The 25,856-nt window shown below is 69.9% G+C and carries 22 protein-coding genes; 13 read left to right on the forward strand and 9 right to left on the reverse strand.

Annotated features, from left to right (window positions below; translation table 11 throughout):
* The first annotated feature begins 31 nt into the window (after nt 1-31).
* From ACYVOK_RS10025 to ACYVOK_RS10065, 9 genes are all read left to right on the forward strand, one after another.
* Nucleotides 32-2,818: a DEAD/DEAH box helicase gene (locus tag ACYVOK_RS10025; RefSeq protein ID WP_460662016.1), complete on the forward strand. Its 2,787-nt coding sequence runs from the start codon at nt 32-34 to the stop codon at nt 2,816-2,818.
* Nucleotides 2,815-3,984, forward strand: a complete 1,170-nt coding sequence (locus ACYVOK_RS10030) for an SWIM zinc finger family protein (RefSeq protein ID WP_460662017.1) — start codon at nt 2,815-2,817, stop codon at nt 3,982-3,984. Before ACYVOK_RS10025 ends, ACYVOK_RS10030 begins: the two co-directional genes overlap by 4 nt.
* Before the next feature lie 293 nt (nt 3,985-4,277).
* Nucleotides 4,278-4,775 (forward strand): GNAT family N-acetyltransferase, encoded by a 498-nt coding sequence (locus tag ACYVOK_RS10035; RefSeq protein WP_460662018.1) that lies wholly within the window; start codon nt 4,278-4,280, stop codon nt 4,773-4,775.
* Between the two features lie 180 nt (nt 4,776-4,955).
* Nucleotides 4,956-6,647, forward strand: a complete 1,692-nt coding sequence (locus tag ACYVOK_RS10040; protein WP_460662019.1) for an ABC transporter substrate-binding protein — start codon at nt 4,956-4,958, stop codon at nt 6,645-6,647.
* Nucleotides 6,644-7,597: an ABC transporter permease gene (locus ACYVOK_RS10045; protein ID WP_460662020.1), complete on the forward strand. Its 954-nt coding sequence runs from the start codon at nt 6,644-6,646 to the stop codon at nt 7,595-7,597. The genes ACYVOK_RS10040 and ACYVOK_RS10045 overlap by 4 nt, the downstream gene beginning before the upstream one ends.
* Nucleotides 7,597-8,481, forward strand: coding sequence for an ABC transporter permease (locus ACYVOK_RS10050; RefSeq protein WP_460662021.1), 885 nt, complete (start codon nt 7,597-7,599; stop codon nt 8,479-8,481). The genes ACYVOK_RS10045 and ACYVOK_RS10050 overlap by 1 nt, the downstream gene beginning before the upstream one ends.
* Nucleotides 8,478-9,455, forward strand: coding sequence for an ABC transporter ATP-binding protein (locus ACYVOK_RS10055; protein WP_460662022.1), 978 nt, complete (start codon nt 8,478-8,480; stop codon nt 9,453-9,455). Before ACYVOK_RS10050 ends, ACYVOK_RS10055 begins: the two co-directional genes overlap by 4 nt.
* Nucleotides 9,455-10,438 (forward strand): ABC transporter ATP-binding protein, encoded by a 984-nt coding sequence (locus ACYVOK_RS10060; protein WP_460662023.1) that lies wholly within the window; start codon nt 9,455-9,457, stop codon nt 10,436-10,438. Before ACYVOK_RS10055 ends, ACYVOK_RS10060 begins: the two co-directional genes overlap by 1 nt.
* Nucleotides 10,435-12,192 (forward strand): gamma-glutamyltransferase family protein, encoded by a 1,758-nt coding sequence (locus ACYVOK_RS10065; protein ID WP_460662024.1) that lies wholly within the window; start codon nt 10,435-10,437, stop codon nt 12,190-12,192. Before ACYVOK_RS10060 ends, ACYVOK_RS10065 begins: the two co-directional genes overlap by 4 nt.
* Here the strand turns inward: ACYVOK_RS10065 and ACYVOK_RS10070 are convergent.
* On the reverse strand, nt 12,174-12,854 hold the full coding sequence (locus ACYVOK_RS10070; RefSeq protein WP_460662025.1) for a GntR family transcriptional regulator: 681 nt from the start codon (nt 12,852-12,854) through the stop codon (nt 12,174-12,176). The genes ACYVOK_RS10065 and ACYVOK_RS10070 overlap by 19 nt on opposite strands.
* A gap of 96 nt (nt 12,855-12,950) precedes the next feature.
* On the opposite strand from ACYVOK_RS10070, the gene ACYVOK_RS10075 reads away from it, so the two are divergent.
* A complete protein-coding gene (locus tag ACYVOK_RS10075; RefSeq protein WP_460662026.1) occupies nt 12,951-13,814 on the forward strand; it encodes a GNAT family N-acetyltransferase in 864 nt (287 codons plus the stop codon).
* Nucleotides 13,815-13,844: 30 nt separating this feature from the next.
* Here the strand turns inward: ACYVOK_RS10075 and ACYVOK_RS10080 are convergent, their stop codons facing one another.
* Together ACYVOK_RS10080 and ACYVOK_RS10085 are read right to left on the reverse strand one after the other, a co-directional pair.
* The gene (locus ACYVOK_RS10080) at nt 13,845-15,611 is read right to left on the reverse strand and encodes a M1 family metallopeptidase (protein ID WP_460662027.1); all 1,767 of its coding nucleotides are present in this window, start codon (nt 15,609-15,611) and stop codon (nt 13,845-13,847) included.
* A 108-nt stretch (nt 15,612-15,719) separates the two neighbouring features.
* Nucleotides 15,720-16,013 (reverse strand): hypothetical protein, encoded by a 294-nt coding sequence (locus ACYVOK_RS10085; RefSeq protein WP_460662028.1) that lies wholly within the window; start codon nt 16,011-16,013, stop codon nt 15,720-15,722.
* Between ACYVOK_RS10085 and ACYVOK_RS10090 the strand changes: the two genes are divergently transcribed.
* Nucleotides 16,006-16,764 (forward strand): M28 family metallopeptidase, encoded by a 759-nt coding sequence (locus ACYVOK_RS10090; protein WP_460662029.1) that lies wholly within the window; start codon nt 16,006-16,008, stop codon nt 16,762-16,764. The two genes, ACYVOK_RS10085 and ACYVOK_RS10090, sit on opposite strands and share 8 nt — an antisense overlap.
* Here the strand turns inward: ACYVOK_RS10090 and ACYVOK_RS10095 are convergent.
* Nucleotides 16,761-18,137 carry a CapA family protein gene (locus ACYVOK_RS10095; protein ID WP_460662030.1) on the reverse strand — a complete coding sequence of 459 codons (1,377 nt, stop codon included), beginning with the start codon at nt 18,135-18,137 and terminating at the stop codon, nt 16,761-16,763. The genes ACYVOK_RS10090 and ACYVOK_RS10095 overlap by 4 nt on opposite strands.
* Nucleotides 18,138-18,220: 83 nt before the next feature.
* On the opposite strand from ACYVOK_RS10095, the gene ACYVOK_RS10100 reads away from it, so the two are divergent.
* Nucleotides 18,221-19,777 (forward strand): adenylate/guanylate cyclase domain-containing protein, encoded by a 1,557-nt coding sequence (locus tag ACYVOK_RS10100; RefSeq protein WP_460662031.1) that lies wholly within the window; start codon nt 18,221-18,223, stop codon nt 19,775-19,777.
* 26 nt (nt 19,778-19,803) lie between these two features.
* On the opposite strand, the gene ACYVOK_RS10105 is transcribed toward ACYVOK_RS10100, so the two are convergent.
* The 3 genes from ACYVOK_RS10105 to ACYVOK_RS10115 are packed head-to-tail and all read right to left on the reverse strand — an operon-like array spanning nt 19,804 to nt 22,150.
* A complete protein-coding gene (locus ACYVOK_RS10105; protein WP_460662032.1) occupies nt 19,804-20,520 on the reverse strand; it encodes a MerR family transcriptional regulator in 717 nt (238 codons plus the stop codon).
* Nucleotides 20,521-20,568: 48 nt separating this feature from the next.
* Nucleotides 20,569-21,321, reverse strand: coding sequence for an SDR family oxidoreductase (locus tag ACYVOK_RS10110; RefSeq protein ID WP_460662033.1), 753 nt, complete (start codon nt 21,319-21,321; stop codon nt 20,569-20,571).
* A gap of 37 nt (nt 21,322-21,358) precedes the next feature.
* Nucleotides 21,359-22,150, reverse strand: a complete 792-nt coding sequence (locus tag ACYVOK_RS10115) for a GNAT family N-acetyltransferase (protein WP_460662034.1) — start codon at nt 22,148-22,150, stop codon at nt 21,359-21,361.
* Between the two features lie 112 nt (nt 22,151-22,262).
* On the opposite strand from ACYVOK_RS10115, the gene ACYVOK_RS10120 reads away from it, so the two are divergent.
* A complete protein-coding gene (locus ACYVOK_RS10120) occupies nt 22,263-23,057 on the forward strand; it encodes an ArsR/SmtB family transcription factor (RefSeq protein ID WP_460662035.1) in 795 nt (264 codons plus the stop codon).
* A gap of 98 nt (nt 23,058-23,155) precedes the next feature.
* On the opposite strand, the gene ACYVOK_RS10125 is transcribed toward ACYVOK_RS10120, so the two are convergent.
* Together ACYVOK_RS10125 and soxR are read right to left on the reverse strand one after the other, a co-directional pair.
* A complete protein-coding gene (locus tag ACYVOK_RS10125; protein WP_460662036.1) occupies nt 23,156-25,288 on the reverse strand; it encodes a RecQ family ATP-dependent DNA helicase in 2,133 nt (710 codons plus the stop codon).
* A gap of 71 nt (nt 25,289-25,359) precedes the next feature.
* On the reverse strand, nt 25,360-25,839 hold the full coding sequence (gene soxR, locus ACYVOK_RS10130; RefSeq protein WP_460662037.1) for a redox-sensitive transcriptional activator SoxR: 480 nt from the start codon (nt 25,837-25,839) through the stop codon (nt 25,360-25,362).
* Nucleotides 25,840-25,856 lie beyond the last annotated feature (17 nt).

The raw sequence follows: 25,856 nt of genomic DNA on the forward strand, positions 1-25,856 counted from the left end.
GGTGATCGGCATGGTGACGAGCTAGGAGGGCATGGGGTTGGCGGGTGCGGGGCAGCAGGAGCTGGCTGGATGTGCGGTGGTCTTCAGGCCGGCTGATCCGCCAAGAGAAGGACGGGCGTGCTTCTGGGATCCGGACGGCGGTGAACTACCGCTCGGCGTCGGTGAACAGTCGCAGCTCGACCTGGTCGTCGATTCCGAGCCGATCACCGTCCGCGCGATCGAGCTTCCGGTCGGCGAGGCGGTCCCGCTGCTGGGTCGCGCCCGCCAGACGCCTGGGGCGCATTCGTCGGCCGCCTTCTGGGGCGCCGCGTCGCTGGCCGCCCTCCAGTTGGTGGCCCGAGGCAAGCTCCTGCCCGGCGTCTCCCCCGACGGCCACGACGCCTGGCGGGTAGGACCTCTGGACGCCGCGGATGTCAGCCGCCTGCTCGCGCTCGCCGAGGCGATGCCGCCGACCGCCCGCGCCCTTCCGCTGCCCGGGCAGGCCGAAGTACGGCTGCCGGTCGCCGAAGATCTGCTGCGAAGTTTCCTCGACGCCGTCGCGGACGGCATGCCGCGGTCGCCCGCGGCGGCGAAAGCTCACCGGACCGACCTCTTCACCAGTGCCCGGCCTCAGCCGGCGGAACGGTTGCGATCGTGGGCCGACGAGGTGTCGGTGGGGCTCGACAGCGGGGTGCGGATCTCGTTGCGGATCGAGTTGCCCGAGTCGATGGCCTTCCGGGCAGTCGTTCAACTGCACAGCCTGCAGGATCCGACGCTGGTCCGGGACGCGGGTGACGTGTGGGCCGAGGACATCCCCGGCTTCGGGCCGCGCGCACGGATCGACGCGACCTTGGCGATCCGGCGGGCCGGGCGGGTGTGGGCGCCGTTGGGCCGCCTGCTCGACTCCGCCGTACCGGATCGGATCGAGCTGTCCGACGAAGAGGTCGCCGAGCTGCTCGCGGGTGGCGCGCAACGGCTGACGGCAGCCGGGGTCGATCTGCATTGGCCGCGCAGTCTCGGTCGGGCGCTCACGGCCCGGGCGGCGATCACCTCGTCCGACGGGCCGCCGAGTGATCTGCCCAGCTTCTTCGGCGGGGACGCGACCCTCGAGTTCCGCTGGCAAGTTGCGCTGGGCAACGACCCGCTGACCGAGGACGAGCTGGACCAGCTGGCCGAAGCGAACCGCCCGGTGGTCCGGCTGCGCGACCAGTGGATGCTGATCGACCCGGAGCTCGCCCGGAAGGCGCGCGATCGGATCCTCAAACCGGTGACCGCGATCGACGCCCTCGGCGCCGCGCTCACCGGCACCACCGAGGTCGACGGCCGCCAGGTCGCGGTGAAGCCGACGCCCTGGCTCGAGGACCTCCGGACCAGGATCGCCGACCCGGACCGCGCCGACGAGCCGATCGAGGCACCGGCCGGCCTCCAGGCGACCCTCCGTGACTACCAGCTGCGTGGTCTCCGCTGGCTGGCCCGGATGACCTCGCTCGGCCTCGGCGGATGCCTGGCCGACGACATGGGTCTCGGTAAGACGATCACCCTCATCTCGCTCCACCTCCATCGCCAGACCTCCGCCGACACCGCCGGCCCGACCCTTGTCGTCTGTCCCGCGTCGCTGCTCGGCAACTGGGAGCGGGAGGTGCAGCGCTTCGCGCCAGGTACGCCGGTACGGCGCTTCCACGGCTCGGCCCGGTCACTCGACGGCGCCGATGACGGTTTCGTCCTGACGACGTACGGCACGTTGCGGCGCGACGCCGTACGGCTGGCCGGTCATCGGTGGGCGCTGGTCGTCGCGGACGAGGCCCAGCATGTGAAGAACCCGTCGTCCGGTACGGCGAGGGCGTTGCGGACCGTGCCGTCGAAGGCGCGCGTCGCGTTGACCGGTACGCCGGTGGAGAACAACCTCTCCGAGCTGTGGGCGATCCTGGACTGGACGACGCCGGGCTTGCTCGGCCGGCTCGGGACGTTCCGCAACCAGTGGGCGACCCCGATCGAGGCCGACAAGGACGAAGAGGTCGCGGAGCGATTGGCGAAGCTGGTCAGGCCGTTCCTGCTGCGGCGGCGCAAGTCGGACCCGGGCATCGCGCCGGAGCTTCCGCCGAAGACGGAGACGGATCAGCCGGTCTCGCTCACCCGCGAACAGGCCGCCCTCTACGAGGCGACGGTCCGTGAGTTGATGGCCGAGGTGAAGGCGAGCGACCGGATGGCCCGCCGCGGGCTGATCGTCAAGCTGCTGACCGGCCTCAAGCAGATCTGCAACCACCCGGCGCAGTACCTCAAGGAAGGCCAGAACGCTCGGCTGGCGGGACGCTCCGGCAAGCTCGAACTGCTCGACGAACTGCTGGCCACGATCGTCTCGGAGGACGGCGCGGTTCTCGTGTTCACGCAGTACGTCGAGATGGCGCGTCTGCTCGAGCGTCACCTGACCGAACGCGGCATCGGCTCGCAACTGCTGCACGGCGGGACGCCGGTGCGGAAGCGTGAGGAGCTGGTCGAGCGGTTCCAGGCCGGCGACGTACCGGTGTTCCTGCTCTCGTTGAAGGCGGCCGGGACCGGGCTCAACCTGACCCGGGCCGACCACGTCGTGCACTACGACCGATGGTGGAATCCGGCGGTCGAGGACCAGGCGACCGACCGCGCGTACCGGATCGGCCAGACCCGGCCGGTCCAGGTCCACCGGCTGATTGCCGAGGGCACCATCGAGGACCGGATCGCCGCGATGCTGAACAGCAAGCGTGAGCTCGCCGACGCCGTTCTGGCCGGCGGCGAAGCGGCCCTCACCGAGTTGTCCGACGCCGAACTGGCCGACCTGGTCGAGCTGCGAGGTGGGCTGCGATGACCGAAGCACGGGGATTCCCCGCGTTCGAGGCTCAGCGGCGCAGCACGCGCGGGCGGTCGTGGTGGGGCCGCGCCTGGGTGCAGGCGCTGGAGGACACCTCGCTGGACAACGACCAGCTGCGGAGAGGCCGGCGGTACGCGAACTCCGGGCAGGTCGGCACGATCACGATCAGCCCGGGGCGGATCGCGGCGTCGGTCTACTCCCCCGAGGACACCTACGAAGCCGTCGTCCGGGTCGACCAGTTGAGCGAGGACGAGTGGCGTCGCTTCCTCGACCAGGTCGCGGCGCGGGCCGGCCACATCGCCGCGCTGCTCGACGGCGACATGCCGCACGATCTCGTCGAGGCCGCGGCCGACGCGGGCGTCCCGCTGCTCCCCGGTATCGGCGACCTCGATCCGAGCTGTACCTGCGACGCCTGGGAGCTTCCCTGTCAGCACGCCGCCGGTCTGTGCTATCAGGTCGCCTGGCTGCTCGACTCCGACCCGTTCGTTCTGCTGCTGCTGCGCGGGCGTTCGCGGGAGGAGCTGCTCGACCAGCTCCAGAGCCGGAGCGCATCCGAGCCGACGGAGGAGTCCCCGGCCGGGGTGCCGGTCGCGGATGTCTCGAGCGAGCCCGTCGGCACGCTGCCCGACGTACCGGAGCTGCCCGCCAAGGTGACGCTCGATGAGCTGGCGGTGAGCGGGATCGAGCCGCCGCAAGGGTTCGCGCCGGCGACACTCCCGCTGCTGGTTCTGGACGCGTCGCGACGGGCTCGGGCTCTGCTCAACGCGCTGCTTCACGGCACGCCGGAGCCACAGCCGCTCGACGAGCGGCAGGACGCCGTACGTCTGGCCGCCGACTTCCCGGAGCTCGTCTCGTCACTCGGCGGCGGGGACGATTTTGCCTTGGGTATTCAGGCCTGGAGGTACGGCGGAGCGCCCGGACTCGACGTGCTCGAACACACCTGGACGCCGGATGCCGCCGAGCTCGCCCGGGCCCGCACCGAACTCGTTGCCGCAGACCTCACCATCGACATCACCGCCAATCGCATCACCGTGGGCGAGGACGTCCAACTCCGCCTGGACCACCAGGGCCGCTGGCACCCGTACCACCTGATCAACGGCACCTGGACCCCTGCTGCCCCACCCACCACCGACCCAACCGCCGCCCTGGCCACGGAGTGGTGACCGCGCCGGCCAGGGAGTGGTGACCGCGCCTGCCATGGACTGGTGACCGCGGCGGCCATGGGCTGGTGAACCCCCGCCGAGTTGGATGTTCGCCCGGGGGCCTCTGGATGGCAAATACCGGTGCGTTCCGGGTCGGGTCGGGGGTAAGGTGACGGCGGCTTCGGCAGAAGGAGGAGGTGAGTTGATGACCGTGTCATTGGCTGCTGTCGCGTGCGCGGCAGCCGTTCCGGTCATTCAGCTCACTCTGGGTTCCGCCTGAGGCGGTGCCCCCTTGCCCGAAAGGGATCTTTCCGTTGTCCATCACCTGGACCACCCGCGCCGAGACGCGCGCGGACATCGAAACCATCCGTGATCTCACCCGGCAGGCGTTCGGCCGTCAGTTCGAGGTCGACTTCCTGGACGCACTGCGTGCCGACCCGGTCGCCTGGATCGACGGCCTGTCGTTCGTCGCGACCGTGGACGATCGGCCGGTCGCCCACGCGCTGCTGACCCGTTGCCATGTGGGCGACACCCCGGTCCTGTCGCTGGGTCCGGTCGCCGTCCTGCCGTCGTACCAGCGGCAAGGTGCGGGCAGTGCGGCGATCATCGCCGCCCTCGGCACAGCCCGTGATCGAGGTGAGCATGCCGTGCTGGTGCTCGGCCACGCCGAGTACTACCCGCGCTTCGGCTTCCGCCAGGCCACCGGGTTCGGCATCCATCATCCGCAGTACGACGGCCCGAACTTGATGGCGCTGTCGCTCACCGGCGCACCGCTCCCGGCGGGCGACCTCCGGTATCCGGTGAACGCCTGACCCGACGGCCGCCGGAGGCACACAGCAGCCTCCGGCGCCCGGTCGGCCGTCGGCTCGGAACGTTCACCACGAGGTACGGCGCCTACTCGTAAAAGGTTCACCCCGAACTCGCCGATTCACTTGCGCAGGCCCCTTGTATACATGAAACAGTCGACGAGACCGCCTACTCAGGAGCACGTGATGACTACTACTCGTCGACTTTCGTTCCTACTGAACCGCTCCAGCCGGTCCCGCGGCCCGAAGTACGCCGGAGTCGCCGCCGGGGTGATCGCGCTGGCCGTGATCGGCACCGCCTGCTCCCCCGTCGAGCCGGCCGGCAGCGATTCGGGCGGCGGTCAGGACGCCACGAGTCAGGACGTGTTCGGCGACCCGGCGGACCCGGCGCGGGTGAAGCCCGGCGGCACGCTGACCGTTGCGCTGTCCGCCGATCCGGACAAGCTGGACCCGACGCTGTCGCGCAGCCTCTACTCGCGGTACGTCTTCCACACCATGTGCGAGAAGCTGTACGACCTCGGCCCGGACGCGAAGATCGTGCCGCAACTCGCGACCGCGCTCCCGACGATCTCCGCCGACGGCCTGCGCCTGACGATCCCGCTGCGCCAAGGGGTGAAGTTCGCCGACGGCGGCACCCTCGACTCGACGGCGGTGAAGGTCTCGATCGAGCGCGGCCTCACCCTGGCCGGCTCCGGCCGCAAGAGCGAGCTCGGCCCGATCAGCGCGGTCGAGACCCCGGACCCGAACACCGTGGTGATCAAGCTGTCGAAGCCGTTCGCGCCGCTGACCGCCGCACTGGCCGACCGGGCCGGCATGGTGCTCAGCCCGGCCGCGGTCGCGAAGCTCGGGGCGAACTTCTCCACCGCGCCGGTCTGTGTCGGCCCGTTCAAGTTCGCCCGCCGGGTCGCGCAGAACTCGATCAGGGTGGTGAAGGATCCGCTGTACTACGACGCCGCGAAGGTGCACCTGGACGCGATCGAGTACCGGATCATCACCGACTCGAGCATCCGCTCGGCCAACCTCAAGTCCGGTGACGCGCAGGTCGCCGACTCGCTGTCGACCCAGGACGCGCCGTCACTGCAGAAGGACGGCAGCATGACGGTGCTGCAGTCACAGTCGCTCGGCTACCAGGGCCTGACGATCAACATCGCCAACGCGAACGGCATCGGAAACCCGCTGACGCCGCTGGACACCCCGATCGCGAAGGACCCCAAGGTCCGGCAGGCGCTCGCGCTGTCGATCGACCGCGAGGCCCTGGTCAGGTCGATCTTCAACGGACTGAACACGGTCGCCTGCTCGCCGATCTCACCCAAGAGCGAGTTCACCTCCGACGCCGCACAGGTGTGTCCGCCGCACGACCCGGCGAAGGCGAAGCAGCTGTTGGCCGAGGCCGGCGCCAGTACGCCGTACAAGGTCACGATGATCACCTCGAACAACCCCGACAGCCTCCGGCTCGCCCAGGCACTGCAGGCGATGGTCAAGGAGGGTGGGTTCGACCTGGTGATCAAGCCGGTCGAGTACGCCTCGCTGCTCGACCAGCAGGACCGCGGTGACTTCGAGTTGCTCCAGCTCGGCTGGTCCGGCCGGGTCGACCCGGACGCGAACATCTTCAACTTCGTCGGTACGACGGGCAGCCAGAACGTGGCCGGTTACAGCAACCCCGAGGTGGACAAGCTGCTGACCGACGCGCGCCAGTCGACCGACAAGGCCGAGCGGATCAAGCTGTACGGCGACGTGGTCACCAAGCTGCAGCAGGACGCCCCGATCATCTACCTGTACCGCCAGCGCAACCTGACCGGCGTCAGCAAGAAGGTCCTCGGCATCCAGGTCTTCCCCGACGGCGTCCTCCGCGCGGCCTTCGCCGGGTTCGCGCAGTGAAACGCTATCTGCTCGGGCGGTTGTGGCAGTCGATCGTCACGTTGATCCTGGCGACGATCGTCGTCTTCGTCGGGGTGCGCGCGCTGCCGGGTGATCCTGCGCTCGCGCTGGCCGGTGAGGACCGGGACCCGGAGTCGTTGCGGGCGATCCGGGAGCAGTACGGGCTGGACGACTCGCTGCTGGTGCAGTTCTGGCAGTTCGTGAGTCACGCGGCCCGTGGTGATCTCGGTCAGTCGATCCGGACCGGCGAGCCGGTGACCACGATGATCGCGAACGCGTTGCCGGTCACGATCGAACTGTCGGTCCTGGCGATCGTCGTGGCGAGTGTGATCGGGATCGGTGCGGGCGTCGTGGCCGCCGTACGACGCGGCGGTCCGGCCGAGTGGGCGGCGAACGCGCTGGCCCTGCTCGGCCTGTCGGTGCCGAACTTCTGGCTCGGCCTGATGGCGATCCTCTACCTGTCGGTCGCCCTCGGCCTGTTCCCGGCGTCCGGGTTCGTCCCGTTCTTCACCGACCCGGTGGCCAACCTGCACCACCTGATCCTGCCCGCCCTGATCCTCGGCACCGGCCTGGCCGCGGTCATCATGCGGCAGACCAGGTCGTCGATGCTCGACGCGCTGGGTGCCGACTACATCCGGACGGCGGAGGCCAAAGGTCTCCCGCCGCGCGCGGTGATCGGCCGGCACGCACTCCGCAACAGCCTGATCGTCGTGGTCACGATCGTCGGTCTGCAACTCGGCGCACTGATCTCCGGCGCGGTCGTCACCGAGCGGATCTTCGCGCTGCCCGGGTTCGGCAAACTGACCGTGGATGCCGTCTTCCAGCGCGACTACCCGGTGATCCAGGCCGTCGTCCTGGTCACCGCGGCGGCGTACATCCTGATCAACCTGCTCGTCGACCTGCTCTACTCGGTCATCGATCCGCGCATCCGGGTGCGAGGTGATGCCTGATGGCGATCACCGATGTCACCGTCACGGCCGGTACGCCGCTGCGCAGCAACCGCCGCAAGGTGGTACGGCGGATGCTGCGCAACCCGCTCGCGATCACCGGCCTCGTCGTCCTCGGGATCGCGGTGATCCTCGCGGTGTTCGCACCCTGGCTGGCACCGCACGAGCCGACGCAGACGCAGCTGGACCGTGCCTTCGCACCGCCCGGGACCGCCGGCTATCTGCTCGGCACCGACGACCTGGGACGTGACGTGCTCGCACGGATCATGTACGGGCTGCGGGCGTCCCTGCATGTCGGTCTGCTCGCGGTGGCCACCTCGCTGGTGATCGGCGTACCGCTCGGGCTGATGGCCGGGTACTTCCGGGCGATCGACGCACTGATCTCGCGGTTCACCGATCTGGTGCTGGCGTTCCCGTTCCTGATCCTCGCGGTCGGGCTGGCCGCGATTCGCGGCGCCAGCCTCGGCAACGCGGCGATCGCGATCGGGATCGCGCAGATCCCGGGCGTGATCCGGATCGTCCGGTCCGAGACGCTGCGGCTCAAGTCGCTCGACTTCGTCGCGGCCGCGATCGTCGAAGGTGCCGGGGACGCCTGGATCCTCGGCCGGCACGTCCTGCCGAACGCCGCGTCGGTGATCATCGTCCAGGCCTCGGTCGCGATCCCGGCCGCGATCCTCGGCGAGGCGGTGCTGTCGTTCCTCGGTCTCGGCATCCAGCCGCCGGCTCCGAGCCTCGGCACGATGCTGTCCGACGCCCAGCAGTTCGCCGCCCGCGCTCCGTGGGCCGCGGTGATGCCCGGCGTCGCGATCATGCTGCTCACCCTGGCGTTCAACATCGTCGGCGACAGCCTGCGCGACGCGCTCGACCCGAAAGCGAGCCGCGGATGACGACAGTGCTCGAGGTGAAGGACCTCTCCGTCACGTTCCGGACCGAGGACGGAACCCTGTCCGCGGTCGACCGGGTGAGCTTCGAGGTCGGTGAGAGCGAGGTGCTCGCGGTGGTCGGCGAGTCGGGCTGCGGCAAGAGCGTCACCGCGATGAGCCTGGCCGGTCTGCTCCCCCGCACGGCCACGGTCGACGGGTCGGTCAGACTCGGCGGCGTCGAACTGATCGGTGCCGACCAGCGGACCCTGCGCTCGATCCGCGGCCGCGAAGTGGCGTACATCTTCCAGGAGCCGATGACGTCGCTGAACCCGGTCTTCACCATCGGCCACCAGATCGGCGAGGTGCTGCGCACGCACGTCGGTCTCAGCCGCCAGGCCGCCCGGGCGCGGTCGATCGAACTGCTCAAACTCGTCGGCATCCCGTCCGCCGAGCGCCGCGTCGGCGACTACCCGCACCAACTCTCCGGCGGGATGCGCCAGCGAGTGATGATCGCGATGGCGGTGGCCTGCGACCCCAAGGTGCTGATCGCCGACGAGCCGACCACGGCCCTCGACGTCACGATCCAGGCAGGCATCCTGGACGTACTGCGTGGGCTGCGGGAACGGCTCGGGACCAGCATCGTGCTCATCACCCACGACCTCGGCGTCGTCGCCGACCTGGCGGACCGAGTCGCGGTGATGTACGCCGGACGTGTCGTGGAGACGGCCGAGGTCCACGACCTGTTCGCCCGCCCGCAGCACCCGTACACAGCCGGCCTGCTGGGTGCGTCACCGGCAGCCGGACGTCACGCCGGGACACACCGGCTCAACGAGATCCCCGGTCTCGTCCCGGTCCTTTCCGAACAGCCCGACGCCTGCACCTTCGCCGACCGTTGCCCGAGAGCGGTCGACACCTGTACGGCGTCTCAACCGCAACTGACGCCTGGTCTGCACCGAGTCGCGTGCTGGAACCCGGTCAGGGAACCGGTGGAGGTCTGATGGACGCTCTTGCTCTGGAGGTCGAAGACCTCGTCATGCACTTCGGTCCTGTTCGCGCCGTGGATGGCGTGACACTGCGGATTCGCCAAGGCTCTGTGGTCGCGCTGGTCGGCGAGAGCGGCTCCGGCAAGTCCACAGTGGGCCGCTGCATCGTGCGACTGCTGGAGCCGACCGGAGGGACGATCCGGCTGGCCGGTGCCGACATCACCCACCTCAACCGCCGGCAGTTGCGTCCGCACCGTCGTGACGTGTCGATCGTCTTTCAGGACCCGGCCGGCTCCCTGGACCCGCGGCTGTCGGTCGGAGACATCGTCGGTGAGCCGCTTCGGCTGATGCGGCGCAAGGACATTCCGTCGAAGGTCGCCGAGTCGTTGCGGCGGGTCGGGCTCCGTCCCGAGGTCGCGCAACGTGCACCCCACGAGCTGTCCGGTGGTCAGCGACAGCGCGTCAGTATCGCCCGCGCACTCATCTCTGAGCCGCGTCTCCTCGTTGCAGACGAGCCGACGAGCGCACTGGACGTGTCGGTGCAGGCAGCAGTGCTCAACCTGCTGGCGGACCTGCAGCGGGATCTGGGCTTCGCCTGCTTGTTCATCACGCATGACCTGTCTGCCGTCGAGTACCTGGCTGACGAGGTCGCGGTGATGTATCTGGGCCAGTTGGTCGAGCACGGTCCGCGTGCCCGCATCTTCGGCGCACCGGCTCATCCCTACACGCAGGCGCTGCTGTCGGCGGCGCCCGTACCCGATCCGGCCGAGCAGCGCGCGCGGAAGCCGGTGCTGCTCGGCGACGACCTGCCGTCGGCCATCGACCCGCCACCCGGCTGCCGATTCCACACCAGATGCCCGGTGGCGGTCGACACATGCCGGACAGTCGTTCCGGAGCAGCGGGTGATCGGCGAGGGTGGACACCAGGTCGCCTGCCACCTGGTCCACGACGACGGCACCGGCCCCGACGTACGCACAGTCGAAGGAGCTACCCCATGACCTTCACTACCCGGCCCACGCTGCGGGGCACCTTCGGGATGGTGTCGTCCACGCACTGGCTGGCCTCGCAGTCGGCCATGCGGATCCTGGAGCTCGGCGGCAACGCGTTCGACGCCGCAGCCGCCGCGGGGTTCGTGCTGCACGTGGTGGAGCCGCACCTCAACGGTCCGGGCGGTGAGGTGCCGGCGATCATCGCCACCGCCGACGACCCCACACCGCGTGTGCTGTGCGGTCAGGGCGTCGCTCCGGCCGGTGCGACGATCGAGCACTTCCGGTCGCTCGGACTCACGCTCATCCCAGGATCAGGCCCCCTTGCCGCGACTGTGCCCGGTGCAGTCGACGCGTGGCTGCTCCTGCTGCGTGATCACGGCAGCCTGCCGCTTCGCGTCGTACTGGAGCCTGCTGTCGACTACGCGCGCAACGGGCACCCTCTGGTGCCTCGGGTCGGGGAGACGGTTGCGACGGTGCAGGAACTGTTCGAGGAGCATTGGCCGACGTCGGCCGCTCTCTGGCTGCAGGGCGGGCGTCCGCCGACCGGGATGTTCCGCAACGAGGCGTACGCCGCCACCCTCGAGCGACTGGTCACAGAGGCCGAAGCGGCCGGCCCGGATCGGCAGGTTCAGGTCGAGCAGGCCCGGAAGACCTGGCGTGAGGGCTTCGTCGCGGAGGCGATCGACACGTTCTCCCGGCTGCCGTACCGGGACTCGAGCGGCTCCGATCACGGTGGGCTCATCACCGGGGACGACCTGGCGGCGTTCGAGGCGACCTGGGAGGATCCGGCGACGCTCGACTGGAACGGGTACACCGTCGCCAAGACCGGTCCGTGGGGGCAGGGTCCGGGGCTGCTTCAGTCCCTCGCCGTACTCGCGGAACTGGGTGACGTCGACCTGGACAGTGCCGAGGGCGTGCACACCACGGTCGAGGTGATGAAGCTGTCGTACGCCGACCGCGAGGCCTGGTACGGCGACGGAGCCGACGTACCGCTGAAGACGCTGCTGTCCCCCGCGTACGCCGCCGAGCGCGCGAAGCTCGTCGGGCCGGACGCGTCCAGGGAGCTTCGGCCCGGACGGCCGGACGGTCGCGAGCCGATCCTGCCGTCGGTTGCTGCGAGCAAGGACCTCGGCGACGCGACGACCGGTGAACCGACCGTCTCGTCCGGGGGTGTGACGCGCGGCGACACCTGCCACGTGGACGTGATCGACCGGTGGGGCAATGTCATCTCGGCCACGCCGAGCGGCGGCTGGCTGCAGTCGTCGCCGACGATCCCGGACCTCGGGTTCTGCCTCGGCAGCCGGCTGCAGATGTTCTGGCTCGAGGAAGGACTGGCGTCGTCACTCCGGCCAGGCGTCCGGCCGCGGACCACTCTGACGCCGACCCTGGTGCTGCGGGACGATCAGCCTGTCCTCGCCTGCGGCTCACCGGGTGGGGACCAGCAGGACCAGTGGCAACTGCTGTTCCTGCTTCGGCACCTGGGCAAAGGGATGGACCTGCAGGAGGCGATCGACGCGCCGGCCTGGCACACCACCGGCTTCCCGTCGTCGTTCTACCCGCGCGCGACCGAGCCAGGCGGACTGGTGCTGGAGAGCCGCCTGGGCCCTGCGATCCGCGACGAGTTGGTACGACGCGGGCACGTCGTCACCGAAAGCGACGCATGGAGCCTCGGCCGCCTGTGCGCCGTACGCAAGGAGGCCGACGGCGTCCTGGCCGCCGCGGCGAACCCGCGCGGAATGCAGGGCTACGCGGTCGGCCGCTGAGCCTGGCCGTTCAGCGCCGCCCTTGCGGCCGCCTCCACGTGCAGGCGGGCCGCCGTGGTCGCGGCCTCGCGGTCACCGGCCGCGATGGCCTCGACCAGGCGGATGTGCTCCTCCCACGAGTGGGGCGCACGCTGAGCGGCGCCGACGCGGAAGACCCAGTGGACGTGGTGGTACATCGCGGCCGAGATCGACAGCAGCCAGCGATTGCCGCTGATCGTGATCACCGCGCGGTGGAAGGCGCTGTTCAGCTCGGCCACCCGGTCGAAGTCCTTGTCCTCGGTCGCCGCGCTCGCGTCGTCGAGCAGTCTGCGCAGCCGGTCGACGTCCTTCGGCGTCGCCCGCTCGGCCGCGAGCCCGGCAGCCAAGGTCTCGAGTTGCTCGCGGACGGCGAACAGATCGCGGACCGCGGTCTCGTCGAGCGTCGCGACCACCGCGCCGCGGCGCGGGAGGATGTGGACGAAGCCCTCGGCCTCGACCACTCGCAGCGCTTCGCGGACCGGGTTGCGGGAGACGCCGAAGTCGTCGGCCAGGCGGGTCTCGGTCAGGCGCTCACCCTGCGCGTAGTCACCGTCCACGATCCTCCGGCGCAGCTCCGCGAGCACCTGCTCGCGCAAGGCGACATGGTCGGCACCGATCGTCCGCACCTCACCCGTGTGGTCCACCCGACCGTCTCCTCTCCCCCGCGTGCTGTTCGCGTCACGCTAACCGATCCGCGGTCGTGGCGGCACGTGATCCCGGGTCGGCGTTATGTTGGCGCCTTGAGCATCAGACTGACTCCTCTCACCGATCCCGACTTCCGGCCGTTCAGCCGCCGGATCGCCTGGCTCGCCGCCGACAGCGAGGGCAATCCGGTCGGGTCGGCGTTCCTCCGGCTGAACAGCCGGACATCGCACTCGCACCTGGCCGAACTCGAACTGAACGTCCACCCCGCCGAACGCCGGCGTGGCGTCGGTTCCCATCTCCTCGGCGCGGTCGTGGCGGCCGCTCGCGATCACGACGTACGCATGGTGACTGCCGATGCCCGGGTCGGCTCGCCGGCCGACCTGTTCCTCGAGCATCACGGGTTCACGGTCGGCTTCACGCTGGTCTACGCGCGACTGCGGCTCGCCGACGCTCGCCTCGACGTACCGGAGTCGCCTGGTTATCGGCTGGTGTCGTGGGCCGGCGTCGTACCGGACGAGCTGGCGCAGACCTTCACCGACGCGCGGGCCGGGATGGACGACGCGCCGACGGGTGGGATCACGTATGGCGACGATGCGTGGGACGTGGAGCGGACCCGGTACGCCGCTCAGGTGATCGAGCAGCGCGGCGACCACCTCATCACCGTCGCTGCCGTCGAGGAGTCCACCGGCGTTATCGCCGGGTTCACCGAACTCGTCGTACCAGGAGACGGCAACGGCGAGGCCCAGCACTACGGCACCGCCGTCCTCCCGGCCCACCGCGGCCGCGGTCTCGCGCTCTGGATGAAGGCAGAACAAATCCGCCAGACCCGCGACCGCTTCCCGAACCTCGAGGCCCTCGTGACCGACACCGTCAGTACCAACACCCCGATGCAGCACATCAACACTCGCCTCGGCTACCACCCCACCCACACCGACAACCGCCGCACCCTCGCCGTCTAGGAACCCGGCCAACCGGTACGGGGGCCGGGCTTACTGGCCGAGGATCTTTTGGACTGCTGCTGTGGTGATGGGGTGGTAGCCGGGGCGGGCCTTGGTGAAGACCTCGGTGGCGAAGGCGCGGTCGGTACCGGCGAGCGCCCGGTAGACCGGCAGGACGAGCTTCATCCGGCCGACCTGGGTCAGGAAGGAGGCCAGGTCGGCGTACGCCGACTCGTAGCTGCTGGCGGCAACGATCTGGTACCAGCGCCGAGCGATCTCGCCGTTCGCCGTACCGGTCAGACCGAACTCGCGGTCGAGCTGCTGGAGTTGCGTCGCGCCCAGCACGTCCGGAGCCGCGTCGAGGAACCGCAGCCACTCCTGCGTCGTCCACTGCGCCGCACCAGCCGGCAGCTCGCCGGTCGTCAGCCACAGGTTCCTTGCCTGGTCGACCACCAGGAAGCGGGCGGACACGGCCCGCCGAGCGAACGCCGGGATGCCAGGCTCGTCGAGCCAGGCGGCGAGCTCGTCGTCGGTCACCACGCCGGGGTGCTCGGCGAGCAGATGTTCCTCGAGGTGCGCGACGAAGTCGCCGGAGTTGATACTGCGGAACGCGAACCGGTCGAAGTAACCGCGCAGGAACGGATCGAAGACCTCCCGCGAGAACCGCTCCTCGAGCCAGGACAGGAACCACGAGCCCTTGAGCGGACCGCACGACGTCGTGCCGTGGTACTCGGACCCGTGGTTCAGCCCCGGCAGCTCGACCGCCAGCTCGGCCGGGGTGAGCGGGTCCAGCTTCACGACCGTCGCGTGCTGCTTGATCGCCGTCTCCATCAGCGCGAACTCGGTGCCGTAGACCGCCTCGACGATCCGGTTCTCGACGTACGACGTGAAGCCCTCGTTGAGCCAGATGTCGTCCCAGCTGTCCTGGGTCACCAGGTTGCCCGACCAGCTGTGCGCGAGCTCGTGGGCGACCACGCTGACCAGCGACTTGTCCCCGATCACCACGGTCGGCGTCGCGAACGTCATCCGCGGGTTCTCCATCCCGCCGTACGGGAACGACGGCGGCAGCACCAGCAGGTCGTAACGGCCCCACCGGTACGGACCGAACAGCGCCTCGGTGACCCGCATCATCTCCTCGGTGTCGGCGAACTCGGTCGCCGCCCGCCGGGCCATCTCCGGCTCGGCCCACACCCCGGTCCGCTCACCGATCGGCTCGAACACCAGGTCCCCGGCCGCGATCGCCAGCAGGTACGACGGGATCGGCTCGGGCATCACCACGTGGTATGAGCCGGTACGGCGCGACGTCGTACCGTTGTCCGCGCTCATCAGCACCATCAACTCCGGCGGTGCGGTGACGTGGGCGGAGTAGCTGAACCGCACACCCGGGGTGTCCTGCACCGGCACCCAGCTGCGGGCGTGGATCGCCTGCGACTGGCTGAACATGAACGGCATCACGCCACCCGCGGTCATGGACGGCTCGAGCCACTGCAGACCGGTCGCGGTCGGCGCGGTGCGGTAGCTGACCCGGACCCGCTCGTGCCGCGCGGTGCGGATCCGCAGCGCGGAGCCGAGCTCCAGGTCGGGGATGGCGAGGCTGTACTCGAGGGGCTCCCACCCGTCCGCGGTCGCACCCTCGACCGCCAGCACGGTCAGATCACGGGTGTCGAGCACGAGCCGGTCGCCGGCGCCGACCCAGTCAAGGGTGTGGGTGGCACTTCCGGCCAGCACCTTCTCGTCGAAGTCCAGCTCGAGGTCGAGCTCCAGGTGGGTGGTCCGAACCAGGGCAGGTTCGGCGTAGGAGTGGCGATCGTGCGTCACGGAATGCTCCCCGAGTCAGGTAGTCCGAGGAACAGTACCCACGGCCGGCCCGGAAGCGACGGCCAATCTGAGCCAGCAGCACCACCGTGCCAAAAGGCCCGGGTTTGATCAGACCGGGCACCATGGACCCATGCGGGCCGCCACCCGACCTCTGGCCGCCGTCGTCACCCTGCTGGCCGCCGCCGCGTGCACCGGCGACGCCTCCACCCGCGCCCCGACACCTTCCGTGGCGCCACCACCGGTCACCACCTCCTCCGCCCCAGCTCCATCGTCACCATCCCCGTCGTCACCATCCCCGTCGACACCGTCCCCGTCGACACCGTCCCCGTCGGCCGCCTCCCCGGCGCCGGCGACTCCTGCTCCGCGACCGGCGGTCTTCGACAGCGCCGCCGCCATGAGCACCGTCCGCCACCTCGCCGGGCTCGGTCCGCGGGAGGCCACCAGTACGACGTACGCGCAAGCCCTCAGCTGGCTCGAACAGCGCTTCCGCGCCGCCGGGTACCAGACCCGCCGCCAACCGCTGCGAGTGCCGGCAGGCGTCTCGTGGGGTGTCCCGGTCCGCGCGGGCACCACCTGGAATCTGATCGCCACGAAGCCCGGTTTCAACCCGGCCGCTCCGCACCGGATCGTCGGAGCCCACCTCGACACCGTCCCGCAAGCCCCGGGTGCCGAGGACAACGCCTCCGGCATCGCCGTGCTGCTCGGCACCGCTCAACTCCCGCAAAGTCTCCCCACCGTGTTCGTTGCCTTCGGCGCCGAAGAACCGCGTGGCGACGGCGACAACCGGCATCACTACGGCTCTCGCGCGTACGTCGCCGCCCTGCCCGCAGCACAGCGCAGTGCGTTGCGAGGTATGGTCTCCCTCGATCGTGTAGGGGTCGGAACCGTCGTACCGATCTGCTCCGCCCAGGCGGACGACCTAACTCTGCGGAACCAGCTTCGGGCTGCTGCGACGCGTGCCGGCGTACAGAGCAGGGCTTGTGTCAACCGATCGAGCGACCACTGGTCCTTCGCCCGCTCCGGACTGCCAGGGGTCCGTCTCGGCAGTACGCCGTACGCCGAGTACCACAGCGCGCGAGACCTGCCCCGCGTCGTGTCACCTGCTCAACTCGGCCGTGTGGGTCGCGTGGTCGCCGCCTGGCTCGCCAGCTAGCGCATACTGGCGAGGATTTGCTCGGCCCGCGTACCGGTCACCACACGTGGGCTGAAGTCGCTGCCGATCACGTAAGGCGTGAGTCGGGCAGCCTTCAGCGTCTTACCCCAGTAGGTGAGCTCCAGCAGCACGCCCTCCTGGGTCTGGCGGGAGAAGTCCATGTCGAACACCAGATTTCCCAGCGAGTGAGCCACCACCTTGCCCGGCGGGAACTCCACACTCTGCACCCAGTGCGGGTGCCCTCCGATCACCAGGTCGGCTCCGGCCTTCGTCAGCGCTGCAGCCACGGTGTGCTGGGCCGGCACGGGTGTATGCGTGTACTGCTGTCCCCAATGCGGCAGTACGACGACCACGTCGACAGCAGCCTTCAGCCTCTGGATGGCACGGATCACTGCGGCCAGATCGGCCATGTTCAGCGGTCCGGTGCGTGGCGGCATCCGCAGACTGAAGACACCCGGACTGGTGGCTGTCGCGCGCGGAGTCTCGCCGATCGCGTTGAAGGCAACGAAACCGAAGCGGACTCCATCGCGCTCCACGATCACCGGCCGGGCCGCCTCGGTGAGGTTGCTTCCAGCCCCTAGCGGCTGAATGCCGCCGGCGCGCACCAGCCGGACGGTCTCGAGCAGCGCCCGCTGCTGAAAGTCCCCGGTGTGGTTGTTGGCGAGTGAGAGTACGTCGACACCCGCGTCACGCAGTCCGGCGACCACACCTGGTGGGGCGGCGAAGGAGTCGTTGCCTTGCTGCGGCGTACCAGCGCGCGACAGCGTGCTCTCGAGGTTCAGGACGGTCAGGTCTGCGGCGGCGAGGCGAGGCCCGATTGCCCGCAGCGGTCTGGAGACATCACCGGTTCTGGCGGCGGCGGTGGCTACGCGGCGGCCGAGCATGACGTCGCCGCCGATGGTGAGATCGACGACTGGTGCGGTGGGCTGAGGTCCTGTTGTGCGCAGCGGATACCGGGCGGGCTCCTTGAACGGGTCGATTCCAGCGACGGTCAGTGGACGGATCGAAGGCCCGGCTGCGGAGGCGGGCACCATGGCGAGGGTGGTGGCCGAGCGTTGGGCCTGGCGAAGCGAGCCGATCTGGAAGCCTCGCCAGGACTTGACAGTGCCGCGGGCGATCGAGCGTGCCGTGGCCAGGTCGACGTCCTGAGCTGCGCGGGTGGGGTGGATCGCCAGGACCAGCGGCTGGGTTGGCGCAGGCGTCGTCCGAGTCGGAGTCGGCGAAGTCGTCTCCGGTGGCGCCTGAGTGGTAGCGGGGGTGACTGCGGAGGTGGGTGCCGGGGCGGGCGCCGTACGGGGTGACGCGGACTCGGAGCAGGCGACCAGAGCGGCCGCCCCGAGGGCAGCCAGCGCGACCTGCCACCGTGCGGCCATACGGCCACGGTAGCCAGGTCTTCAATCCTGCTGTGCGGCAAGGCGGTTGCGGATTCACAGGTGCTTACCAGCAGACTGTGAGCATGATGTCCCAGGGAAGTCCGGAACTGGTGCTCAAGCGGCGTCCGTTCGGATCCTGGCTGCTCGGACCGGTCGACCAGAGTCCGCGGGTCCTGCGGATCCGGCTGCGGGTCCTGATGATGACCTTCTCGATCGGGAGCAATCTGATCGGCGCTGCGGTGGTGTTCGCGCTGGCGGTGTTCGTGCTGCCCGGTCCGCCGCTCGTCGACAAGCTCCAGCTGCTCGAGACGATCACCATCCCGGCGTACTTCCTGATCGCGGTCGTGATCGGCTGTGTCTGGAGCACGCGACTCACCCGCCGGGTGACCCGGTGGGTCGACGAGGAGCGGCCGGCCACCCGGAAAGAACAGATCGCCACGCTGCGGCTACCTCTCCGGCTGACCCTGATCGAGCTCTTCCTGTGGCTGCTGGCCTGCGTGCTGTTCACCGTGATGACGCTCGTACTCCAACCCGAGAACGCGTTGCGGATCGCGGTCACCATCTTCGACGGCGCGATCGTCACCTGCTCGGTGTCGTACCTGCTGACCGAGTTCGCCCTTCGGCCCGTCGCCGCCCGGGCGCTGGCCGATTCGTCTCCGCCGCGGCGACTCCTCGCGGCCGGGCTGAAGGCGCGGACCGTGTTCTTCTGGGCGGCCGGCTCGGCTGTCCCGGTCGCCGGCCTGATGCTGGCCGCCGTACTCGCGCTGATCGAGAAGGATGTCTCCCCCACCAGGCTCTCGGTGATGATCCTTGCCCTGGGCATGGTCGTGCTGCTCAACGGCTGGCTGCTCACCATGCTGTCGGCGCGATCCGTGGTGGCTCCGGTCCGGTCGGTGCGGAACGCGCTGACGCTCATCGGCGAGGGACAGCTCGACGTTCGCATCCCGGTGTTCGACGGCACCGAGCTCGGGTCGTTGCAGGCCGGGTTCAACACGATGGCCGAAGGGCTGCGCGAGCGCGAACGGATCCGGGACGTCTTCGGCCGGTACGTCGGTCCGGAGGTGGTGCGGGAGGCGCTGAACAGTGACCGGCTCGGCGGGGAGGAGCGGTTCGCCGCCGTCCTGTTCGTCGACCTCGTCGGCTCGACCCGGCTCGCGGCGGACCGGCCGCCGACCGAGGTGGTGCGACTGCTCAACCGGTTCTTCGCGATCGTGGTCGACGAGGTGGTCCGGCACGGCGGCTTCGTGAACAAGTTCGCCGGTGACGCGGCGCTGGCGGTCTTCGGTGCACCGACCGAGCTGCCGGACGCCGCCGGCAGCGCGCTGCGGGCCGGGCGGGCGCTGGCCCGGCGCCTGGCCGAGGAGTTGCCGGAGGCAACAGCAGGTATCGGCGTGACGGCGGGCGTCGTGGTCGCGGGCACGGTGGGCGACGTACGGCGGCATGAGTACACCGTCATCGGCGACCCGGTGAACGAGGCCGCCCGCCTGACCGAGCTTGCCAAGACCACACCGACTCGCCTGATCGCCTCCATGACGGCTGTGAACGAGGCATCCGCGGACGAAGCCGCCCACTGGAACCCCGATTCCCAGGTGACCCTCCGAGGCCGCAACGAGCCGACCCACCTAGCCGTCCCGCACTGACCACGTCTCTCGACGAACCGATCCAGCTAGCCGGCTTGCAGCGACCGCTTGTCCTCGATCAGCTGGTGCAGCAGCGCGGCGCCGTACAGCATGGCCTTGGTGCGGTTGTCGTGGGCGGCCCGGCGTTCCGCGATCGCGGCGCGCAACGCCTCCGTGCTCCCGGTACGCCGTAGTCCTTCGAGCACCGGTTTGATCTGCTCGAAGTAGTACCGCCCCTGCCTGAGCATGTGGATGATCCGGGCGTCCCGCACCTGCTCCGGCCCGTAACGCCGGTACTTCGTCCCCGGCTCCCGCGTCGGCGTCAGCAACCCGGCTGCCTCCCAGACCCGCAAGGCCGACGTACGCACGCCCAACTGATGGGCCAACTCCCCCACCAGCAACGACGGCCCGGACACCGGCTGCTCGTCGAGGAACTCGGCGGCCGCGGCACCCAGCGCTTCGCTCATCGCATCCGTCGCGAGTCGCTGCTGATGCAACCCGGCATGCGTCGCATCCACAAGCCGGTAGACCAATGCTTCGTCACCGGCGTGAACAGCGCGCATGATGTCCGTCGCGACCTCGGCGCCGAACCCCGGTGCGAGCGCCCGATAGGTGAGCAACGCGGACAAGTGCTCCTCGCCGTACTGCCGGTACCCGCTCGCGGACCGCGGCGCGGGCGGCAGGATTCCGGCCGCCTCGTAGTTGCGCACCAGTTGCGTCGAGATCCCGGCCCGCCGCGCCAGATCCACCGGCCGCAGTCCCACGCGGTACCTCCTCCTCAGGTCTGGAACCTCGCCAAGTGTGGCAGGTGATCAGCGACCGCCGGCCACGTCGACGGTGGAACCGGTCATGTAGGAGGCGCGGTCGGAGGCAAGGAAGGTGATCAGCTCGGCGACTTCTTCGGCCTTGCCCGGCCGGCCGAGTGGTGGTGTGCTGCCGATGCGCTCGAGCCGCCCTTCCGCGTGGATCTCGGTCTCGATCAGACCGGGACGGATGCCGAGGACGCGGATGCCTTCCTTGGCGACCTCGTTCGCCAGTCCGACGGTGAGTGCGTCGACCGCGGCCTTGCTCGCGGCGTAGTCGACGTACTCCCCCGCCGCCCCGAGCACAGCGGCCCTCGACGACACGTTGACGATGACTCCGCCGGATCCGCCGTACGCCGTGGACATCCGCCGGACCGCGGCACCCGCGACGAGGATGGCGCTGATCGAGTTGATCCGGAACACCCGCTCCAGCCGGGCGACGTCGTACTCCGCGACCCGCCCGGACGGCGATACAACGCCGGCGTTGTTGATCACGGCCCCGATCGGCCCGAGCTCGGCGGTGACCGTGTCGAAGAGCCGCTCGATCTGATCCGCCTCGGTGACGTCGGCCTGCACCGCGACCGCCCGCCGACCCAGGTCCTCGCACGCCTTCACGACCCGCGCCGCCTCGTCCGCGCGGGACCGGTAGTTCACCCCGACGTCCCACCCGTCCGCGGCCAGTGCCGCCGCGGCCGCGGCCCCGATCCCCCGGCTACCACCGGTCACCAGAACGACCCCACGCCGTACGTCAGTCTCAGCCATACCCCAACCCTGCCACGCCCCGGCACCGACGACCGGATCAGGACGGCCGGCGGCTGAACTGGAGTTGGGTCTCGGTGTCGGTGAAGCCGAGCGCGCGATAGATGCGGATCGCCAGGTACTCCGGATCCGCGACCATCACCAGCGTCGTCGCGCCGCCTTCGGTGAGGCCGTACGTCGACGCATGGTGGACCAGCGTGCTCGCGATGCCCTTGCTGCGGTCGTCCGGGTGCGTCTGCACGCTCTGGAACCGCGCCAGCCCTTGCCCGTCGAACATCAGCCCGAGCGAACTCTGCAGCCGGTCCCCGTCGAAAGCGCCGAACCACTTGCCGTGGCCGGCGTCCACCAGCGACCGCTGCGACTCGACCCGACGCCGGGTGAAGTCGATGTAGCCGTCGTCGACCGCCACCGGCGCAGTCGCCAGATTCAGCCGCACCAACTGCTCCCAGTCGTCGTCGCCGTTCAGGAACCGGTACGTCGACTCGTCGTTCGGCCGGCTCGGTGGGACGACCTCGCCCGTCGTCATCACCACGTTCCGGTCGACGGCCAACCCGGCCGCCACCACGTCGTCCTCGGCCCCGATCAGGCCGTCGACGTTGTCGATGCCCAAGGCAACATGGTCCGCCACCGGGAACTCCGACCGGAACGCGTCCAGCCGGCGCTCCACATCGCCGGGCTCGAACGGCGCCCGGAACAGCAGGAAGTTCCCCCACCAGTAGCCGGGGTTGTCCGGTGTCCGCACCACGATGTATTCGCCGGCGTCCTCGAACTCGCTCCCGCCGAGCTTCAGCAACAGCAGGTCGGTCCGGAACCCGAGGCTCTCGATCTTCACCCGTCCATCCTCCGAACGGCGTCAACCTGATTCGGGCGGTTGACATGCAGCCGTACGGCTGCCTATTGTCGGTTGTGCAGCCAGGCGGCTGCACAACTGGATCGGAGGGGCGATGGACGACGAAGTGTTCCGCGCGCTGGCCGACCCGAGCCGCCGGCAGTTGCTCGACATGCTGAACGCCCGCAACGGGCAGACCCTGCGCGAGCTCTGCGCCGGTCTCGACATGGCCCGGCAGTCGGTCAGCAAGCACCTCGCCGTACTGGAGGGCGCGAACCTCGTCACGACCGTCTGGCGCGGGCGGGAGAAGCTGCACTACCTCAACGCCGAGCCGATCAATGCCATCGCCGACCGCTGGATGAACCAGTACGACCGCCGGCGGGCGCAACTGTTCGCCGATCTCAAGACGGCTCTGGAGGCCGAGACCATGAGCGACAACGACTTCGTCTACACGACCTACATCAAGACCACGCCGGAACGGCTGTGGCAGGCACTGACCGACCCGAAGTTCACCGAGCAGTACTGGGGTGTCCAGTTCGAGACCGACTGGCAGGCCGGCTCGGAGCTGATCTGGCACATGGGTGACATCACGATGGCGGGGCCGGGCCAGGTAGTCCTCGAGCACGATCCGTACCGGCGCCTCGCGTACACCTGGCACCACGTCACGCCGGAGTTCGCGAAGACCTTCGAGCTGGATGACGAGGTCTACCGGAGGGCCAGCAGCGAGCCACTGTCCAAGGCCAGCTTCGAGCTCGAACCCGTCGGCGACCAGGTGAAGCTCACCGTCGTCCACACCGGCTTCGAACCGGGCAGCGCCATCCGCGAGATGGTGTCCGGGGGCTGGGTCCAGCTCGTCTCCGACCTCAAGTCCTTCGTGGAGTCCACCCCCGAACTCGCCGCGGTCAGGTAACGCCCGGCGAGCCGGTACGGCGCTTGCCGACAACCGCGGCGCATACCGGCCGCGCGCTGACCACGGCGCGCAGCCGCCGACCGTTCGAGCGCCGGGGCCTACGGACGCTTGTGGATCAGGAGCGGGAGGACGGCGGCGGCGCCGGACTCCCGGAGTTTGGCCGCGGCCACGGTGATCGGCCACTGCGAGGAGGTTGCGTCGGCGAGGAGGAGGACGGTCCGGCCGGCAACGGCCTGCGCCGTCGGGTCGTCGACGTGGATGCCGTCGCGCCAGACCCTCGCCTCCTCGGCGGAAGACAGATCGTCGGAGAACCCGGCCGGGTTGACAGTGAGCTCGGCCCGATCGAGGCGACCGACCGTGGCGACGTGGTCCGCGATCTCGTTGGTCAGGCGTCCATGACCCGCGGCCGCGAGAGGTACGACGACCTCCGGACGGCTCGACCACGAACCACGCCAGCGCGACAACGCCGCCACGGCGCCGGCCTTCAGCGCCTCGAGCGACTCGGGATCCGGCGCTCCGTCGGTGAAGGTGCCGCGCAGCACCTCCCGCCACTCGGGCGCGTCGGCGTACACGATCGTCCGCCCGGGCTCGGCCGCCAGCGCCGGCGGGATCCGCCCCTTCGCGCCGAACGCACCGCCCGGCCACATCTTGCGCGGCTCCAGGATGTGCACCTCGCCGCGCAGCAACCGGATGATCGACTGCACCGTCTCCGGCTCCGGCTTCGCCCCGAGCGGATCTGGCAACCCGCCGAGGCAGACCGAGCACCGCCCGCACGGCTCGGCCGTGGGGTCGTCCAGCGACTCCTGCAGAAGTTGCATCAGGCAACGTTCGCCGCGGGTGTAGGCCCGCATGATGTCCGCCTCGCGTCGCCGGACCGCGACGATGCCGTCGTAGTGCGCCGCGTCGAACGTCCACTCCGCACCGGTGCGCACCCAGCCGCGCTCGACCCGCTCGACCACGCCGTCGACCGCGAGTTGCTTCAGCATCAGTTCGACCCGGCCGCGGCGCAGACCGGTCTCCGCCTCCAGCGCGGGAACGGTGGCGGGCTGGTCCGGCCCGTATCCGTCCAGCCCGCGCAGCAGCCGGTTCACGTTCTCCGGCACCGGAATCGTCGCGGTCGCGAAGTAGTCCCACACGCCCGCATCCGCGTCCGACGGCAGCAACGCCACCACCGCGTGGTCGATCCCACGACCGGCACGACCGACCTGCTGGTAGTACGACACCGGCGACGGCGGCGAACCGACGTGCACCACGAACCCGAGATCCGGCTTGTCGTATCCCATCCCGAGCGCCGACGTCGCGATCAGCGCCTTCAACTCGTTCGCGAGCAGCGCGTCCTCGAGACTCTCCCGCTCCCCCGCGTCCAGCCCGCCCGTGTACGCCGCGACCGGCACGTCCCGGCCGTGCACCTCCTGAATCGCCGCCGCCAGCCGCTGCGCGTCGGACACGGTCAACGTGTAGACGATGCCCGACCCCGGCAGCTTCGGCAGATGGTCGACCACCCAGGCGAACCGGTCCAACGGCGACAACGCATCGACAACGGCCAGTTGCAGACTCGACCGAGCCAGCGGGCCACGCAGCACCAGCGTGGACTCTCCCAGTTGATGCGCCACGTCGTCGGTCACCCGCGCGTTCGCGGTCGCAGTCGTCGCCAGCACCGGCGTCTTCGGGTTGAGCTGCTGGAGGACGTCGGACACGCGCCGGTAGTCCGGCCGGAAGTCGTGCCCCCAGTCCGACACCGCGTGCGCCTCGTCGATCACCAGCAACCCGACCTGTCCGGCCAAACCGTCGAGCACCCGCCGCCCGAAACCGGGATTCGCCAGCCGCTCGGGCGAGACCAGCAGTACGTCGATCACCCCGGAACGAAGGTCGTGCTCGATACCCGACCACTCGTCGATGTTGTTGGAGTTCAACGTCGCGGCCCTCAGACCGGCCCGACTCGCGGCCGCGACCTGGTCGCGCATCAACGACAACAGTGGCGACACCACCAGGGTCGGCCCCGCACCCTCGGCGCGGCGGATGGCCGTCGCCGCCCAGTACACCGCCGACTTCCCCCACCCGGTCGCCTGCACGACCAGCACCCGCGCACTCGGCTCGCACAGCGCCGCGACCGCGGTCTCCTGGTCCGCCCGCAGTCGCGCGCTCTCACCCGCGATCGCCCGGATCACGCCGCCGGCGATCTCCGCGCGCGCCTCGGTCAGAGTGCTGGTGGTCGAACTGGTGTCAGCCATGGCACCGACCCTAGACGCCCGCGCCCCCACTTTTCTCGTGCCGGTCGCTCACCTGTGGACAACTACCGGGATCAGGCGCACTTCCCGGGGTGGCACGGCTCGCCACCGGCGCCGACCAGCCGCTGCGGACCAGGGCCCTTGGCGGCCAGAGCGTCGTACGGGTTGGCCAGGGCGCAGCGGTCCAGGGAGAGGCAGCCGCAGCCGACGCAGTCCTTGAAGTCGTCGCGGAGTTGCTCCAGATGCTTGATGCGCTTGTCGAGCTCGGCCTGCCAGCACTCGGAGATGCGCTCCCAGTCCTGGCGCGTCGGCGTGCGGTTCTCCGGCAGCAGGGCGAGGATCGCGGCCACCTCGGCGAGTGGGATGCCGACCCGCTGCGCGATCCGGATGAGTGCGACGCGGCGGAGCGTGTCCCGCTTGTACCTTCGCTGGTTGCCCGCCGTACGACGGCTGACGATCAGGCCCTGCCGTTCGTAGAAGTGCAGCGCGGAGATCGCCACTCCGCTGCGCTGCGACAGTTGCCCGACCGTCAACTCACCCGGCTCGATGTCCACCCGCTCGTCCCTCCGAC

The organism is Kribbella swartbergensis, assembly GCF_054784135.1.

Coding starts and splice junctions, on each gene's coding strand:
- ACYVOK_RS10095 (WP_460662030.1), bottom strand. CDS start 18,137: ATGGCCGCACGGTGGCAGGTCGCGCTGGCTGCCCTCGGGGCGGCCGCT.
- ACYVOK_RS10040 (WP_460662019.1), top strand. CDS start 4,956: ATGACTACTACTCGTCGACTTTCGTTCCTACTGAACCGCTCCAGCCGG.
- ACYVOK_RS10030 (WP_460662017.1), top strand. CDS start 2,815: ATGACCGAAGCACGGGGATTCCCCGCGTTCGAGGCTCAGCGGCGCAGC.
- ACYVOK_RS10120 (WP_460662035.1), top strand. CDS start 22,263: ATGGACGACGAAGTGTTCCGCGCGCTGGCCGACCCGAGCCGCCGGCAG.
- ACYVOK_RS10065 (WP_460662024.1), top strand. CDS start 10,435: ATGACCTTCACTACCCGGCCCACGCTGCGGGGCACCTTCGGGATGGTG.
- ACYVOK_RS10110 (WP_460662033.1), bottom strand. CDS start 21,321: ATGGCTGAGACTGACGTACGGCGTGGGGTCGTTCTGGTGACCGGTGGT.
- ACYVOK_RS10025 (WP_460662016.1), top strand. CDS start 32: ATGGGGTTGGCGGGTGCGGGGCAGCAGGAGCTGGCTGGATGTGCGGTG.
- ACYVOK_RS10050 (WP_460662021.1), top strand. CDS start 7,597: ATGGCGATCACCGATGTCACCGTCACGGCCGGTACGCCGCTGCGCAGC.
- ACYVOK_RS10090 (WP_460662029.1), top strand. CDS start 16,006: ATGAGCACCGTCCGCCACCTCGCCGGGCTCGGTCCGCGGGAGGCCACC.
- ACYVOK_RS10055 (WP_460662022.1), top strand. CDS start 8,478: ATGACGACAGTGCTCGAGGTGAAGGACCTCTCCGTCACGTTCCGGACC.
- ACYVOK_RS10100 (WP_460662031.1), top strand. CDS start 18,221: ATGATGTCCCAGGGAAGTCCGGAACTGGTGCTCAAGCGGCGTCCGTTC.
- ACYVOK_RS10125 (WP_460662036.1), bottom strand. CDS start 25,288: ATGGCTGACACCAGTTCGACCACCAGCACTCTGACCGAGGCGCGCGCG.
- ACYVOK_RS10060 (WP_460662023.1), top strand. CDS start 9,455: ATGGACGCTCTTGCTCTGGAGGTCGAAGACCTCGTCATGCACTTCGGT.